This window comes from uncultured Amaricoccus sp. (assembly GCF_937858865.1).
Lineage (GTDB): Bacteria > Pseudomonadota > Alphaproteobacteria > Rhodobacterales > Rhodobacteraceae > Amaricoccus.
In genome coordinates, this window is sequence record NZ_CALLYO010000348.1 from 1 (window position 1) to 15024 (window position 15024).

The window sequence follows — 15024 nt, forward strand, 5'->3', positions numbered from 1 at the left end:
TGGCGCTTCATGCTGCTCGAGAACAACACGCTCGGGCCCTACATGAACTCCGTGGTGGTCGCCCTCGGCAGCACGACCCTCGCCGTCCTCATCGGCGCGCTCGCCGCCTATGCGCTGGTGCGCATCCGCTTCCGGGTGAAGCTCGCCGCCGTGGCGATCTTCCTCCTGCTCCTCGTCGCCGTCATCGTCGCCGTCGTCACCTTCGGCGTCGCCTGGCAGGTCGCCGTCGCCGCCGCCGTCGCGCTCTTCCTGCTCGCGCTCCCGACGCTGGCGCGGCGCACCCGGGCGGCGCTCGGCAACAGCGACATCGAGTTCTGGATCATCTCGAACCGCATCATGCCGCCCATCGTGGCGGTGCTGCCCATCTACGTGATGTTTCAGCAGCTCAGGCTCCTCGACACCCAGGTCGCGCTGATCGCGACCTACACCGCGATCAACCTGCCCATCGTCGTCTGGCTGACCCGCGACTTCTTCGCCGGGATCCCCATCGACCTCGAGGAAAGCGCCGAGCTCGACGGCGCCTCGAAGTTCCGCGTCTTCTTCACCATCGCCCTGCCGCTCGTCCGTTCCGGCCTGGTTGCCACCTTCCTCCTCGTCCTGATCCTCGCCTGGAACGAGTACCTGCTCGCCCTCTTCCTCTCGAACGCCAACGCCCAGACCATGCCGGTCCTCGTCTCGGCGCAGAACACCACCCGCGGCCCGCAATGGTGGAACATGTCCGTGCTGATCGTGGTGATGATCGCGCCGGTCGTCATCATCGCCAGCGTGCTGCAGAAGCACATCGCCCGCGGGCTGCTGGTGGGCGCGGTGAAAGGCTGAAGATGAAGGTCACCCTCCAGGAAATCCGCAAGTCCTTCGGCGCCGTCGAGGTGGTGAAGGGCCTCGACCTCGACATCGCCGACGGCGAGCTCCTCGTCCTCCTCGGCCCCTCCGGCTGCGGCAAGACCACCGCGCTCCGCATGGTGGCGGGCCTCGAATCCGTCACCTCCGGCCGCATCCTGATCGGCCCGCGCGACGTGACCAACGTTCTGCCGAAGTACCGCGACGTGGCGATGGTCTTCCAGTCCTACGCTCTCTATCCGCACATGACGATCGCCGAGAACATCGGCTATCCGCTGAAGCTCCGGGGCGTTCCCAGGGCCGAGATCTCGGGGCAGATCCGCACCGCCGCCGAGAAGGTCCACCTCGATGACTATCTCGACCGCTACCCGCGCCAGCTCTCCGGCGGCCAGCGCCAGCGGGTGGCGCTCGCGCGCGCCATCGTGCGGCGGCCGGCGGTCTTCCTGATGGATGAGCCGCTCTCCAATCTCGACGCCAAGCTGCGCACCTTCATGCGCGCCGAGCTGAAGCGGCTGCAGGGCGACCTCGGCACCACCACCATCTACGTCACCCACGACCAGATCGAGGCGATGACGCTGGCGCACCGGGTGGCGGTGATGAACAAGGGGGTCGTGCAGCAGATCGCGACCCCGCGCGAGATCTACGACAACCCGGCCAACCTCTTCGTCGCCGGATTCATCGGCTCGCCGCCGATGAACGTCCTGCCCTGCGCCGTCGCCGAGGGCGCCATCGTCCTGCCCGAGGGGCGCATCGACGTCGCCGGCTTCGCCCCGCGGGCGGATGCCGTCTTCGGCTTCCGCCCCGAGGACGCCCGCATCGTCGACCCCGTCGCGGCGGATCTCGCGGGAACGATCTACGCCAGCGAGCTCACCGGCAACGAGACCGTGGTGACCTGCCAGGTCGGCAAGGAGCAGGTGGTCGTCAAGACCGACAAGAGCTTCGAGCTGCCGCCCGACACCCCCGTGGGCCTCGCCATCGATCGCAGCAAGCTCCGCCTCTTCGACGCCGGGACCGGTGAGCGCATCCCCGCCGCCTGAGCGGCGCCCGTGTCAATGCTTCGCCGTGCCCGAGGGCGTCCGGTGGGCGGGGCGCGTCGTACGTTGACATTCGCAGCCTCCGGAGGGTCACCTCGTGGTTGGCGCGAGGCCCTATTTCCGGAACAGAACGGCTTCATGGCGACACGCTCTCCTCCTCTCAGCAGTGTTCGGACCTTCGTCGTGGCGGCCCGGGCCGGCAGCTTCATGAAGGCTGCCGACGAGCTTTGCGTCACCCCGGCGGCGGTGAGCCGGAGCGTGCGGGCGCTGGAGGATCACCTCGGCTGCCAGCTCTTCCACCGGGGGCACCGGCAGGTCGAGCTGACCGAGGACGGGCGCTTCTATCTCCGCGAGATCGGCGACGCCTTCGAGCGGATCGCGCTCGCCACGCAGAACCTGGCGGCGCGGCGGACGCGGCGGCCGCTGGTGGTCTGCGCCTATCCGAGCTTCACCATCGACTGGCTCATTCCGCGCTGGTCGAGCCAGCAGCTGCGCGAGAAGACCTTCGACCTGCGCTTCGTCACCACGCATACCCACGACGTCGACTTCTCGGGCGACATCGACGTGGCGATCCTGACCGATCGGGCAGTCTATCAGAAGAACGTCTGCGAAAAGCTGTTCATTGCGGATCTGGTGCCGGTCTGCAGCCCGAACTACCTGCCGCCGGGGACCTCGGCGGAGGATGTCGAGGAGTGGGCGGACGGGCTGCTCATCTCCGACACGCGGCCGAACGACTGGGCGCGCTGGGCGGAGGCGAACGGGGTGCGGAACTTCGACCCCTTCCGCGGGCGGCGCTTCGAGAGCTCGCCGCTCATGTACCAGGCCGCGATCGCCGGGATGGGGATCGGGATCGGCATCCGCGAGGTGCTGCTGCGCGAGTTCGCGACCGGCAGCCTGATCAATCCCTTCCCGGAGACGGTGCCGGCGCCCTGCCCCTTCTACCTGATCCGGCCGCCCAGCACCGAGTCGCACCCGGACTTCGCCGCCTTCCGGGCCTGGATCCGCCGGGAGGTGGGGGCGGAATGAGCGGCGCGGGCACGGGGTGGGCACGCGTGCCCACTTGGTGCCTCCGTTGTTTTATATGGATAATCACCCTCGCCGTTAACCGGATCGAAATCTTCGTTAACGCCGCCGGGCACGCTATCCGACGGCGGCGGCCCAGGGCGGGAGGGGCAGGGGGGCGTCGGGCGGGCCGGGCGGCGGGGGCGGGGTCCGGCTGAAGCGGGGGGCCGGGGCGGCCTGCGGGAAGCCGCCGGCCTCGGCGTAGGTGCCGCGGGCGCGCAGGTGCGGGTCGGCGAAGGATTCCTCGAGCGACAGGACCGGCGTCACGCAGGCGTCGGAGCCGGCGAAGAGGGCGACCCAGTGGTCGCGCGGGCGGGTGGCGAAGAGGGCGCGGAGGCGGGCGCGGCCCTCGGGCCAGCGGCTCGCGTCCGCCTGCGGCGGCAGGTCGTCGGGACCGAGGCCGAGGCGGGCGAGGAAGGTGGCGAAGAAGCGCGGCTCGATGGCGCCGACCGCGAGGTGGCGGCCGTCGGCGCAGGCGTAGACGTCGTAGAAGAAGGCGCCGGAATCGAGGAGGCTGGCCTGGCGCGCCCTGGGGAAGACGCCGCCGGCGCGCAGGCCGTTCAGCGAGGTCATCATCGCCGCCACCCCGTCGACGATGGCGGCGTCGACCACCTGGCCGCGGCCGGAGCGCGCGGCCTCGACGACGCCGGCGAGCAGGCCGAGGGCGAGGAAGAGCGCGCCGCCGCCGAAGTCGCCGATGAGGTTGAGGGGTGCCGGCGGGGGGGAGTCGGCGCGACCCAGCGCCTCGAGCGCCCCGGTGAGGCCGATGTAGTTGAGGTCGTGCCCGGCCCAGGGCGCCATCGGGCCGGTCTGGCCCCAGCCGGTGACGCGGCCGTAGACGAGGCGGGGGTTGCGCTCGAGGCAGGGTCCGGGGCCGAGGCCGAGCCGCTCCATCACGCCGGGGCGGAAGCCCTCGATCAGGCAGTCGGCGGCGGCGGCGAGGGCCAGCGCTCGGTCGCGGCCGGCCGGATCCTTGAGGTCGAGGCGGATGGTCGGGCGGCCGCGCAGCAGGAAGTTCGTCTCGGGCGGGCGTTTGATGCCGACGTCGGATTCGCCCGGGCGGTCGATGCGGACGATCTCGGCGCCGAGGTCGGCGAGGAGCATGCCGCACATCGGCGCCGGGCCGATGCCGGCCATCTCGACGACCTTGAGGCCGGCGAGCGGCCCGCCGGGCCTCGTTCCCGGGCTCATTCCGCCGCCGTCCGGGCGGTCTCGGGGTGGCGGGCGCCGAGGAAGGCGGCGATGCCGGTCAGCTCGCGCCCGACGATGAGCTGGTTGATCTGGGTGGTGCCGTCGGGGATGGTCAGCATGCGGGCGTTGCGCAGGTGGCGCTCGACCGGGAACTCGCGGGTGACGCCGGAGGCGCCGTGCACCTGGATCGCCTTCGAGGCCACCCTGACCGCCGCCTCGGAGGCGTAGATCTTCGCCATCGAGGTCGGCAGGTCGGCGCGGCCGCCGCGGTCGAGGCTGGCGAGCGCCTTCAGCGTCAGGAGGCTGGCCGCCTCGGTCTCGCAGGCCATGTCGGCGAGGAGGCCCTGGACGAGCTGGTGGGCGGCGATGGGCGCGCCGAACTGGTCGCGCCCGACGGCGTAGGCGATCGCGTCGTCGAGGGCGGCGCGGGCGATGCCGGAGGCGATGACCGCGACCCAGGCGCGGGCGCGCTCGAAGCCCGAGAGGGCCTCGCGGAGCCCGGCGCCGGGCGGGCCGAGGCGGAAGGCGTCGTCGATCCCGAGGTCGTCGAAGCTGATCGAGCCGAACGACCAGCCGTTGAGGCCGAGCTTGGCGATCTCGCGCGTCTCGAAGCGGTGCTCGGCGCGGTCGAGGATGAAGAGGGTGAACTCCTTCTCACCGGTGCGGGCAAGGAGGGTGGCGATGTCGAAGACGGTGGCGTTGGAGATGAAGGTCTTCTCGCCCGAGAGCCGCCAGCCGCCGCCGTCCCGGACCGCGCGGGTGCGGATCTGGCGGACGTTCGAGCCGGCGCCGGGCTCGGTCACCGCGCCGCAGCCGATGACCCGGCCGGCGGCCATGCCGGGCAGGTAGCGCGCCTTCTGCTCCGGCGTGCCGAGGCGGGCGAGCTTCATCGAGGCCCCCTCGCTGACGTAGGCGAGGCCGGCGACGTCGGGGGCGAGGCGGGAGAGCTCGCCGTAGAGGAGGCCGCTCGTCACATAGGAGAGGCCGAGCCCGCCGTCGGCCTCGGGCAGCCAGCCGGCGCCGATGCCGAAGTCGACGAGGCCGGCCAGGAGCTCGTGCGCGAGGTCGGGCGGAAAGGCCCGGTCCCAGGCCGGGCGGACCCTGGGCAGCACCTCGGCCTCGACGTGGCGGCGGAGGCTCTCGAGCGCCATCCGCTCTTCGGTGGAAGGCTCAAACTCCATCGGCGAGGCGCTCCTCCGTCCGCGGGCGGGCCGTTTCGCCGAGCCAGTCGGCGAGGGCCTCCTCGGCGCCCTCGCCGAGGAGCGGCGGCGCCCGCCAGCCCTCGGTGATCTCGAAGCCGGAGTATTTGATCGCCGGCCCGATGGTCGGCGTCGGGCCGTAGACGGGATGCTCGAGGTCGAGCTTCATCCGCCGGTGCAGCAGCTGGGGGTGGGCGAAGGTGCGGGCGATGTCGTTGACCGGCGCGTGCGGCACGCCGGCGGCGTCGAGCAGCGCGTGCAGCGCGTCGTTGGTGCGGCCGAGCATCTCGGCGTCGAGGATCGCGTACATCGCGTCGCGGTTGACGACGCGGTCCTCGAGTGTCGCGAAGCGCGGGTCGGCGATCAGGTCGGCGCGGCCGATCGCCCGGCAGAAGGGCTCGTAGACCGTCTGGTAGCCGGCGCCGATCACCATCTCGCCGTCGGCGGTGGTGAAGGCCTTGTAGGGGACGATCTGCGAATGCTCCGAGCCCCACTTCTGCCGCACCTGGCCGGCGAGAAGGTATTCCATCGCCGCATCGACCAGGAAGCTGACCTCGGCCTCCATCAGGCTCGTCTGCACCACCTGGCCGCGGCCGGTGCGTTCGCGCTGGAGGAGGGCGGCGAGGACGCCCGAGAAGGCGTAGAGGCCGCAGACGAGGTCGAAGGTCGAGGTGCCCTGCTTGATCGACTTGCCGCCCTTCTCGCCGCTGATGCTCATGAAGCCGAATTCGGCCTGCACGGTGAGATCGAAGCCGCCGCGCTCGGCCTCGGGGCCGTCGGCGCCGAGGGCGGAGAGCGAGGCGTAGACGACGCGCGGGTTCCGCGCCGCGACGCGCTCGTAGTCGATGCCCATGCGCTTCAGGACCGGCGGGCGGAAGTTCTCGACCACGACGTCGGCGGCCGAGGCGAGGCGGAAGAGGAGCTCGCGCCCGGCCTCGGTCTTGGCGTCGATCTCGATCGAGCGCTTGTTGCGGTTCGTCGACATGAAGGTCATGCCGTTGCCGGCGTGGAAGGGCGGGCCCTGGCGGCGGGTCGGCTCGCCGCCCGGGACCTCGACCTTGAGCACGTCGGCGCCGTGGTCGCCGAGGTGCATCGAGCAGAAGGGCCCGGCGAAGAAGCGGGTCAGGTCGAGCACGCGGATGCCGGCGAGCGGCTTGGCGGCCTCGGGCATTTCGTCTCCTCCCGGTTTTCGGGAGCAGGCTTCTCCGGGCGCGCGGCGAGCACAAACGACAAAATCGCGCCGGCGCTTGAGTTTTTGTTGTGCGTGCCGGGGCGGGGGGTTCCGCTAGTCTCGGCGCAAAGGGTCGCGGGGAACGGGCGATGGACGGCGAGGGCAGGGTGACGGTCGAGGCGCGCGGGCGGGTCGCGCTCGTCTGGCTCGACCGGCCGGCGAAGATCAACGCCCTCGACGCGGCGCTCTGCCGGGCGCTGGTGCGGGCGGTGGAGGAGATCGAGGCGGATGCGGGGCTCGGGGCGATGGTGATCGCCGGCCGGGGCCCGCACGGTTTCTCGGCCGGGGCCGATCTCGCCACGGTGGCGCGGCTCTCGGGGGCGGCGAAGCGGCGCTTCGTGGAGGAGGCCTGGCGGGCGATCGACCGGGTCGCGGCGGCGCCCGTGCCGTCGGTCGCGGCGCTGCACGGGCATGTGCTCGGGGGCGGGCTGGAGCTGGCGCTGGCCTGCGACCTGCGCTTCGCCGATCCGGGCGCGCGGCTGGCGCTGCCGGAGCTGGCGCTCGGGAGCGTGCCGTCGTTCGGGGCGGTGCAGCGGCTGCCGGCGCTGGTCGGGCGGGCGCGGGCGGTCGAGCTCATTCTCGGGGGCGAGGTGCTCGATGCGGAGGCGGCGGGGCGGGCGGGGCTGGTCACGCGGGTGACGGCGGCCGGCGCGGTGATCGAGGAGGCGCTGGCGCGGGCGGAGGTGCTGGCGGGGCTGCCGCGGGAGGCGGTGCGCTATCTGAAGCTCGCCCTCGCCATGCCGGCGGACGGGCGGGCGGCGGCGCTGCATGGGCTCATCTCGGATGCCTGCCACTCGAGTCCCGAGTATCAGGCGCGGATTGCGCGGTTTTCCGGGGGGTGATGTTGGCGCGGGGTTTAGCGCATTGCCCCTGAGAGAGAGGATTGATGGTTGACGGTCATGCGGGCATTCCGTTCGCGCGGTCGGAGTCGCGCACGAGGTTGAGGCGGCGGGCGCGGCGGCGTTCGGCCTGGCGCATCGGGTCGGGGACCGGGCTCGAGGCGATGAGCTGGCGGGTGTAGAGCGCGGCGGGGTGGGCGAAGACCTCCTCGGCGACGCCCTGCTCGATCACCTCGCCCGACTTCATCACCAGCACGTGGTCGGCGAACTTGCGCACCAGCGTGAGGTCGTGGGCGATGAAGACGTAGGAGAGGCCGAGCCGGGTGCGGAGGTCGGCGAGGAGGGTGATGACCTGCGCCTGCACGGTCATGTCGAGGGCGGAGACGGCCTCGTCGCAGACGATGATCTCGGGCTCGAGCGCCAGCGCGCGGGCGATGGCGATGCGCTGGCGCTGGCCGCCGGAGAATTCGCCCGGGTACTTGTCGAGGTCGGAGGCGGCGAGGCCGACCATGCCGAGGAGCTCGGCCGCCCGCGCGCGCCAGCGGTCGCGCGGCAGCACGTCCGGGTGGAGGAGCCAGGGCTCGGAGATCACCTTGAGCACGGTCATGCGCGGGTTGAGCGAGCTGAAGGGGTCCTGGAAGATCGCCTGCACGCCGCGGTGGAAGGCGGTCTCCTCGGCGCGGGCGAGGGCGAAGACGTCGCGGCCGTGGTAGCGGATGCTGCCGCTGCTCGGCTCGCGGAGGCGCAGGATGGCGCTGGCCAGCGAGGATTTCCCCGAGCCGCTCTCGCCGACGATGCCGAGGATCTCGCCCTTGCGCAGCGTCACGCTGACGTTGCGAACGGCCTCGAAGCTGCCGTAGCGCACGCAGACCCGGTCGAGCTCGAGGATGGCGGGGGGCTCGGTCGGGCGCAGCGAGCGGTATTCCTCGGAGCGGTCGGTCAGGAGCTGGCGGGTGTAGGCGTGTTGCGGGCGGGCGAAGACCCGGTCGAGCGGGCCGGCCTCGACGATCTCGCCGTGCTGCATCACCACCACGTTCTCGGCGATGTCGGCGGCGACGCCGAGGTCGTGGGTGATCATCATCAGCGCCATGCCCGACTCGGTGCGCAGGTCGCGCAGGAGGTCGAGGATCTGCGCCTGCACGGTGACGTCGAGTGCGGTCGTCGGCTCGTCGGCGATGAGCAGGTCGGGCGAGAGCGCCATCGCCATGGCGATCATCACCCGCTGGCGCTGGCCGCCGGAGAATTCGTGCGGATAGTCGTGCATCCGCCGCTCGACGTCGGGGATGCCGACGCGGTCGAGGAGTTCCCTGGCCCGGGCCCAGGCCTCGGCCCTCGCCATGCCGTGGATGCGGCCGACCTCGGCCACCTGCCAGCCGACCGGATAGACCGGGTTGAGGTGGGTGAGCGGGTCCTGGAAGACCATGGCGATGCGGCGGCCGTAGAGGTCGCGCCGCTGTCGGCCGGGCATGGAGAAGAGGCTCCGGCCCTCGAAGCGGATGTCGCCGCGGACGCGGGCGGGGGGCGAGTCGAGCAGCCCCATGATGGCGCTCGCGGTCACGCTCTTGCCCGAGCCGCTCTCGCCGATGACTGCGAGCGACTCGTTCGGGGCGATGGCGAAGCTGACGTCGCGCACGGCGGCGAAGAGGCCGTCCGCGGTGGGGAAGTCGACCGAGAGGCGGTCGACCTCGAGGAGCGGCTTCGGCTCAGGCATGGCTCGCGTCTCCCTGCGCGGCGCGGAGCGTCGGGTCGTTCGCGATGCGGAACCAGCCGGCGAGAAGGTTGGCGGCGAGCGCCGTCAGCATGATGAAGAGCCCCGGCCAGAAGGCGAGCCACCAGGCGCTGGCGAGATAGCCGCGGCCCTCGGCGACCATGAGCCCCCAGGTGATCGACGGCGGCTGCACGCCCATGCCGAGGAAGGAGAGGGCCGATTCCGCCAGCATGACGTAGGCGAAGTCGAGCGAGCCGATGATGAGGAGGGTGGGCAGCACCAGCGGGGTGATGTGGTGGAGCGCGAGGTGGAACGGGCGCGCGCCCATCACCAGCGCGGCGGAGATGAAGGCGCGCTCGCGGATCTCGAGCACCTCGGCGCGGGCGGTGCGGACATAGACCGGCAGGCGGGTGATGGCGAGGACGACGACGATGTTGGCCGGCGCGCCGCCGAGCACATAGAGGACGATGAGCGCCATGAGCAGCGAGGGGAAGCTCATCACCACGTCCATGCTGCGCATGATGACCTTGCCGAGCCGCCCGCGGCTCAGCCCGGCGACGATGCCGAGCACCCCGCCGACGATCATCGAGACCAGCACCGAGGCGAGGGCGATGCCGAGCGTCGTGCGCGCGGCGAGGAAGATGCGCGCGAGGATGCCGCGGCCGAGCGAATCAGAGCCGAGCCAGTGCACCCAGTCGCGGGAGAAGTCGAAGGGCGGCGCGTTGCGCGCCCGGAGGTCGATCGAGGTCGCCGCCTTGCCGACGATCTCGGGGCCGACGAGGGCGACGCCGGCGATGAGGACGAGCCAGACCGCCGCGACGAGGGCGACGCGGTCGCTGCGGAGGAGGGCGAGGAGGGTCGACTTCTGCACGTCCGTCCCCTTCAGGCGTTGCGGATGCGCGGATCGAGCCGCGAATAGGCGATGTCGATGAGGAGGTTCATCACGAAGATCGCGAGGGCGGTGACGAGGATGCAGGCCTGCAGCACGGCGAAGTCGCGCTGCTGGATGGCCTGGATCATCAGGTTGCCGATCCCCGGCCAGCCGAAGACGGTCTCGACGACGACGGCGCCGTTGATGAGGGTCGCGGCCTGGTCGCCGGCGACGGTGACGACGGTGAGCATCGCGTTCCTGAGGCCGTGCACGAAGATGATGCGGCTCTTGCCGGCGCCCTTGGCGCGGGCGGTCTTGACGTAGGGCGAGGCGAGGGCGCCGATCATCGCCGCGCGCACGATCTGGGTGAGGAGGCCGAGCGGGCGCACCATCAGCACGCCGACCGGCATGATCCAGTGCGCGGCCGTGCCCATGCCGGAGGTCGGCAGCCAGCCGAGCGAGACGGCGAAGACGAGGATGGCGACGATCGCGACCCAGAAGTCGGGCGCGCTGGCGCTCGCGATGGTCAGCATGCTGGCGATGCGGTCGAAGACGCTGCGCGGCCGCCAGGCGGCCAGCGAGCCGATGAGGATGGCGAGCGAGAGCGCCAGCGCCAGGGTGATCCCGGCGAGCTTCAGCGTCACCGGGAAGGCGGCCAGCACGGCGTCGATCGCCGGGCGGCCCTGGAAGAGCGAGTCGCCGAAGTCGAAGCGCGCGAGCCCGGCGAGGTAGCGGCCGAACTGCACCACCAGCGGATCGTTGAAGCCGTGGCTCTCGGCGAAGGCGGCGCGCTGCTCGAGCGAGGCGTCCATCGGCAGGTAGAGGTCCGTCGGATCGCCGGTCAGCCTCGCGAGGAAGAAGACCAGGACGAGCAGGCAGAGCAGGGCGAAGAGCGACTGCGTGCCGTGTCTCAGGACGAAGCGGTTCAAGGCGGACCTCCCTGGGGTTGGCGCGGCCTTCTCGCGGGCCGCGCCTGCTCCTGTCGCCCGGATCAGCTGTTGTTGAAGCCGATCTCGGCGAGCTGGAGCTCGCTGTTTGTGGCGATCGACGGCGTGAAGTCGAGCCGCGGATTGACCCGGGTGAAGCCGACCATGTGGAAGAGCGACACGTCCGGCACGATCTCCTCGTGGATGCGCTTGAAGGCCTGCTGGTAGAGCTTCGTGCGCTCCTCGCCGGTCGCCTGGCCGCCGCGGTCGATCAGGTCGTCGACCTCGGCGTCGGAGAAGGTCGACTGGCCGCCGTCCGAATGGTACTTCACGAAGATGGTGAAGACCGCGTCGCCGTTGTTGTTGTCGTGCTGCTCCTGGAAGAGGTTCGGCGCCCGGTCCTCGGCATAGGGCTTGAACAGCAGGTCGTACCATTCCGCCGCCTCGGTCATCTTCAGCGTGATGTTGAAGCCGACCGCCTCGTACATCGCCTCGAGCGCCTGCAGCGACTCCTGCGAGTTCGGATAGAGGTTGTGGCGGCCGATCAGGATGATCTCGCGGTCGACCGGCACCCCGTCCGCCTTGGCCTCGGCGAGGAGCTCCATCGCCTTCTCCGGGTCGTAGGGGTAGGGCACGAGGTCCGGGTTGTGGCCGTTGATCCCCGGCACGACATGCTGGGTCGAGGGGATGACCTTGTCGCTGAAGATCGTGCCCCGCATCCCCTCGCGGTCGGTGGCATAGTTGAGCGCGAGCCGCACGCGGCGGTCGTCGAGCGGCGGGATCTCGGCGTCGATCCGGAGCCGCGAGGTCTCGGAGTTCAGGAAGCTGAAGTCCATCTCCGGGTCGGTCGCGTCCTGCACGGCGATGTTCGGCGCGATGTCGGCCTCGCCCGAGGCGACCATCGCCGCGCGCACGGTCGATTCCGAGCGCCAGATGTAGGTGGCCTTGGTGACCGCCGGCTGATCCCCCCAGTAGTCGTCGGTGCGGGTCAGCACGATCTGCTGGCCCGGGGTCCATTCCTCGAGCCGGTAGGGGCCGGTGCCGATCGGGTCGCGGGTGATCTCGCCCTTGGGGGTCGCGGTCGACATGGCGACGACGGTGCCCATCAGCGTCGGCAGGATCGGGGTCGGCGTGCTGGTCTTGATCTCGACCTCGTAGTCGCCGACCGGGGTGACCTCGAGGGTGAGGCCGCCGAAGTATTTCACCCGGATCTCGCAGTCGATGCTCTCGTCCATCGTGCGCTCGATCGAGTGTTTGAGCGCCTCGGCGTTGAACGGCGTGCCGTCGTGGAAGCTGACCCCCTCGCGCAGCTTGAAGCGCCAGGTGTGGTCGTCGACCTGGCTCCATTCGGTGGCGAGGCGCGGGTTGACCTGCCCGGTCGTCGGGTCGATCTCGGTGACGGTCTCGACGACGTTCTGCTTGATGACCTTGCCGACCTGCGACTTCGACGCCTGACAGGGGTCGAGCTGGTCGGGCTGGGTCTCGAGCACGATCACGACGTCGGTCGACGCGCCCTGCGCCCAGGCCGGCGACACCGCCGGCAGGGCGGCAGCAGCCGCCAGTAGCAACCTCCAGCCCAGTGACATCCTGATTTCCTCCATGTTCCTGCCGACGTGCGGCGCTTCCTCCGGAGTCTTGTTCGCTGTCCCGTCCGGCTCGGGATCCTGCAGTTCAGTCGGGTGCCAGCGTCGCCCCCCGGTGGATCGGGCCCGAGAGCCGCTGGAAGACCGAGAGCCATCCGCGCTCGGCGGTCGGCCGCGCCGCGGCGAGGGCCTCGCGCCGGCGGGCGAGCTCGGCCTCGGCGACCTCGAGCGAGAGCGAGCGGCTGGCGATGTCGATGACGATCCGGTCGCCGTCGGCGACGAGCGCGATCGGGCCGCCCTCGAAGGCTTCCGGGGCGACCTGGTTGATGGTGATGCCGTGGTTGAGGCCGGAGAGCTGGCCGTCGGTGACGACCGCCACCCGGCCGGCGAGGCCGGCGCCGTTCAGCGCCGCGACGAACCAGGAGGCCGAGGCGATGCCCGGCCCGCCGCGCGGGCCGAGGCCGCGCAGCACCACGACGTCGCCGGGGCGGATGCGGCCGTCGCCGAGGCCGGCGATGGCATCGTCCTGGTCGTCGAAGGTGCGGGCGGGGCCGGCGAAGTGCATCTTGCCGGCGCCGCCGAGGCCGAGCTTCAGGAGCGCGCCCTCGGGCGCCAGCGAGCCGCGCAGGGTGACGAGGGCGGGCGTCGTCGAGAGCGGATGCTCGGGCGGCCGGAGCGTCGCGTCGAGCGGCGGGGCGTAGTCGGCGAGCTCCTCGCCCCAGGTGCGGCCGGTCGCCGTCATGGCGCGCCCGTCGATCCGCTCGCCGAGCCGCTTCATGATCGCCCGGGCGCCGCCGGCGCGCTCGAGGTCCTCGATCCGGTCGGGGCCGTTCGGGCGGATGGCGCAGAGGAGCGGCACCCGGGGCCCGAGCTCGTCCACGAGGTCGTAGATGCCGAGCGGGAGCCCGGCCTCGACCGCGACCGCCTGCAGGTGGCGCACGCAGTTGCCGGAGCCGCTGGCGGCGAGGGTGACGGCGACCGCGTTGCGGAAGGCGGCCTCGGTCAGGATGGCGCGGGCGGTCAGCCCCTCCTCGACCATGCCGACGATGCGCCGCCCGGCCGCCTCGGCCTGCGCCAGCATGGCGGCGCTCATCGCCCGGACCGGGGCGCTGCCGGGGAGGGCGAGGCCGAGCGCCTCGCAGACGAGGTGCATCGAGTTGGCCGTGCCCATGCCGGCGCAGACGCCGGGGCCGGTGATCGCATGCTCGGTCATCTCCTCGAGCCGCTCGAGGGTGATCGCGCCGGTGACGAGCGCGCCGACGCGCTCGAAGACGTCCTCGATGTCGACCTCCTCGCCCGCGCTCTCGCCGTGGCCCTGGTAGCCGCAGAGGACGAAGATGGTCGGCAGGTCGAGCCGGGCGGCGGCCATGAGCTGGCCGGGGGTCGTCTTGTCGCAGGAGGCGAGGCAGACCATGCCGTCGAGCAGCGGCCCCTCGACGCCGACCTCGATGTCGTTGGCGATCAGGTCGCGGCTCGGCAGGATGTAGCGCGCGCCCTTGGCGGCGCCGTGGATGAAGTCGCTCGGCGCCGTGGTGCGGACCTCGAAGGGGAGGCCGCCGGCGGCGCGGACGGCGTCCTTGACGACGCCCGCCACCGCGTCGAGGTGGCTGAAGCAGATGGAGAGCTCGGAGGAGGTGTTGACCACCGCGATCTTCGGCCGGGCCATCTCGGCGTCGCTGAGGCCGAGCGCGCGCCACTGCGCCCGCCGCACCGCCCAGGCCGTCGTCCCGGGGCGGAAGTTGCTGCGGAGGGGCGCGCGCTCAGGCATCGACCGCCGCCTCCGGCCGCGGGGCGAGCACGGCGCCGGCCGCCGCGAGCGCGCGCTGGAGCGCGGGAACGTCCACGTCCGCGACCCGTCCGTCGCCCGCCATCGCCGCGGCGATGCCGGCGGCCTGGCCCATCGAGAAGCAGTTGGCGGTGATCCGGAGCGCCGCCTGCGCCTCGTGGGTGGCCGAGAGGCAGCGGCCGGCGACCAGCAGGTTCTCGGGCCCGCGCGGCAGCAGCGCGCGGTAGGGGATCTGGCAGTAGCCGCCGGGCGACATCCAGACCCAGCGGGTCGAGCGGCCGGCGCCGTGCTCCTCGATCGGCCAGCAGCTCGGCGCGATGGCGTCGTCGAACTTGCGCTCGCCGATCACCTCCTCGGTCGTCATCACGTGCGCGCCGACGATCCGGCGCGTCTCGCGCACCCCGAGCTCCGCGCCGGTATCGAGGATGAAGGCGCGCTCGTAGCCGGGCACGTAGCGGCGGAAGACCTCGAGGTAGCGGCGGGCCTGCCGGCGCCCCTCGCTCTCGGCGCGGCTGAGGCTCGCCGGGTCGAAGGGATCGGGCGAGCGGCCGTCGACCTTCACCCGGGTGATGTTGAGATGCACGATCCCCTCGCGCACCGAGTAGATGCCGCCCGCGGTCCGCGGCAGCTCGTAGCCGTCCGCGACCGCCCGCTCGAGCAGGGCGTGCATCTCGTCGCGCGAGACGGCCATGGCGCGCTCGGTATCGACCCCGGCCATGCGGAACATCGTCGAGGGGAACTGGAGCCCGCCGGC

At 71.8% G+C, this 15024-nt stretch carries 13 protein-coding genes; 4 read left to right on the forward strand and 9 right to left on the reverse strand.

Features of this window, described 5'->3' with window-relative positions; all coding sequences use genetic code 11:
- The 3 genes from Q0112_RS09975 to Q0112_RS09985 form a co-directional block, all read left to right on the forward strand.
- The coding region (locus Q0112_RS09975) for a carbohydrate ABC transporter permease (protein WP_297974671.1) at window positions 1-819 on the forward strand (819 nt) is incomplete at its 5' end.
- A 2-nt stretch (window positions 820-821) separates the two neighbouring features.
- Complete coding sequence (locus Q0112_RS09980) at window positions 822-1877, forward strand: ABC transporter ATP-binding protein (protein ID WP_297974674.1); 1056 nt, start codon at window positions 822-824, stop codon at window positions 1875-1877.
- A gap of 135 nt (window positions 1878-2012) precedes the next feature.
- The gene (locus Q0112_RS09985) at window positions 2013-2900 is read left to right on the forward strand and encodes a LysR family transcriptional regulator (RefSeq protein WP_297974676.1); all 888 of its coding nucleotides are present in this window, start codon (window positions 2013-2015) and stop codon (window positions 2898-2900) included.
- A gap of 114 nt (window positions 2901-3014) precedes the next feature.
- Here the strand turns inward: Q0112_RS09985 and Q0112_RS09990 are convergent, their stop codons facing one another.
- Genes Q0112_RS09990 through Q0112_RS10000 form a run of 3 tightly spaced genes read right to left on the reverse strand, consistent with a single transcriptional unit; the run spans window position 3015 to window position 6497 of the window.
- A complete protein-coding gene (locus tag Q0112_RS09990) occupies window positions 3015-4127 on the reverse strand; it encodes a CaiB/BaiF CoA-transferase family protein (RefSeq protein WP_297974679.1) in 1113 nt (370 codons plus the stop codon).
- On the reverse strand, window positions 4124-5278 hold the full coding sequence (locus Q0112_RS09995; RefSeq protein WP_297974681.1) for an acyl-CoA dehydrogenase family protein: 1155 nt from the start codon (window positions 5276-5278) through the stop codon (window positions 4124-4126). The genes Q0112_RS09990 and Q0112_RS09995 overlap by 4 nt, the downstream gene beginning before the upstream one ends.
- A gap of 19 nt (window positions 5279-5297) precedes the next feature.
- Window positions 5298-6497, reverse strand: a complete 1200-nt coding sequence (locus Q0112_RS10000; protein WP_297974684.1) for a CaiB/BaiF CoA-transferase family protein — start codon at window positions 6495-6497, stop codon at window positions 5298-5300.
- 149 nt (window positions 6498-6646) lie between these two features.
- On the opposite strand from Q0112_RS10000, the gene Q0112_RS10005 reads away from it, so the two are divergent.
- On the forward strand, window positions 6647-7399 hold the full coding sequence (locus Q0112_RS10005; protein WP_297974687.1) for an enoyl-CoA hydratase/isomerase family protein: 753 nt from the start codon (window positions 6647-6649) through the stop codon (window positions 7397-7399).
- Window positions 7400-7454: 55 nt separating this feature from the next.
- Here the strand turns inward: Q0112_RS10005 and Q0112_RS10010 are convergent, their stop codons facing one another.
- From Q0112_RS10010 to Q0112_RS10035, 6 genes are all read right to left on the reverse strand, one after another.
- Window positions 7455-9107, reverse strand: coding sequence for an ABC transporter ATP-binding protein (locus Q0112_RS10010; protein ID WP_297974690.1), 1653 nt, complete (start codon window positions 9105-9107; stop codon window positions 7455-7457).
- Window positions 9100-9975, reverse strand: coding sequence for an ABC transporter permease (locus Q0112_RS10015; protein WP_297974693.1), 876 nt, complete (start codon window positions 9973-9975; stop codon window positions 9100-9102). Before Q0112_RS10015 ends, Q0112_RS10010 begins: the two co-directional genes overlap by 8 nt.
- An 11-nt stretch (window positions 9976-9986) precedes the next feature.
- Window positions 9987-10904, reverse strand: coding sequence for an ABC transporter permease (locus tag Q0112_RS10020; protein ID WP_297974694.1), 918 nt, complete (start codon window positions 10902-10904; stop codon window positions 9987-9989).
- 62 nt (window positions 10905-10966) lie between these two features.
- On the reverse strand, window positions 10967-12487 hold the full coding sequence (locus tag Q0112_RS10025; RefSeq protein WP_297974696.1) for an ABC transporter substrate-binding protein: 1521 nt from the start codon (window positions 12485-12487) through the stop codon (window positions 10967-10969).
- A gap of 85 nt (window positions 12488-12572) precedes the next feature.
- The gene (locus Q0112_RS10030; RefSeq protein ID WP_297974699.1) at window positions 12573-14252 is read right to left on the reverse strand and encodes a dihydroxy-acid dehydratase; all 1680 of its coding nucleotides are present in this window, start codon (window positions 14250-14252) and stop codon (window positions 12573-12575) included.
- Window positions 14245-15024, reverse strand: a 780-nt coding sequence (locus tag Q0112_RS10035) for an FAD-dependent oxidoreductase (RefSeq protein WP_297974702.1), incomplete at its 5' end; no start/stop codon positions are given. The genes Q0112_RS10035 and Q0112_RS10030, both read right to left, overlap by 8 nt.

Coding starts and splice junctions, on each gene's coding strand:
- Q0112_RS09995 (WP_297974681.1), bottom strand. CDS start 5,278: ATGGCGCTCGAGAGCCTCCGCCGCCACGTCGAGGCCGAGGTGCTGCCC.
- Q0112_RS09990 (WP_297974679.1), bottom strand. CDS start 4,127: ATGAGCCCGGGAACGAGGCCCGGCGGGCCGCTCGCCGGCCTCAAGGTC.
- Q0112_RS10025 (WP_297974696.1), bottom strand. CDS start 12,487: ATGTCACTGGGCTGGAGGTTGCTACTGGCGGCTGCTGCCGCCCTGCCG.
- Q0112_RS10000 (WP_297974684.1), bottom strand. CDS start 6,497: ATGCCCGAGGCCGCCAAGCCGCTCGCCGGCATCCGCGTGCTCGACCTG.
- Q0112_RS09980 (WP_297974674.1), top strand. CDS start 822: ATGAAGGTCACCCTCCAGGAAATCCGCAAGTCCTTCGGCGCCGTCGAG.
- Q0112_RS09985 (WP_297974676.1), top strand. CDS start 2,013: ATGGCGACACGCTCTCCTCCTCTCAGCAGTGTTCGGACCTTCGTCGTG.
- Q0112_RS10010 (WP_297974690.1), bottom strand. CDS start 9,107: ATGCCTGAGCCGAAGCCGCTCCTCGAGGTCGACCGCCTCTCGGTCGAC.
- Q0112_RS10030 (WP_297974699.1), bottom strand. CDS start 14,252: ATGCCTGAGCGCGCGCCCCTCCGCAGCAACTTCCGCCCCGGGACGACG.
- Q0112_RS10005 (WP_297974687.1), top strand. CDS start 6,647: ATGGACGGCGAGGGCAGGGTGACGGTCGAGGCGCGCGGGCGGGTCGCG.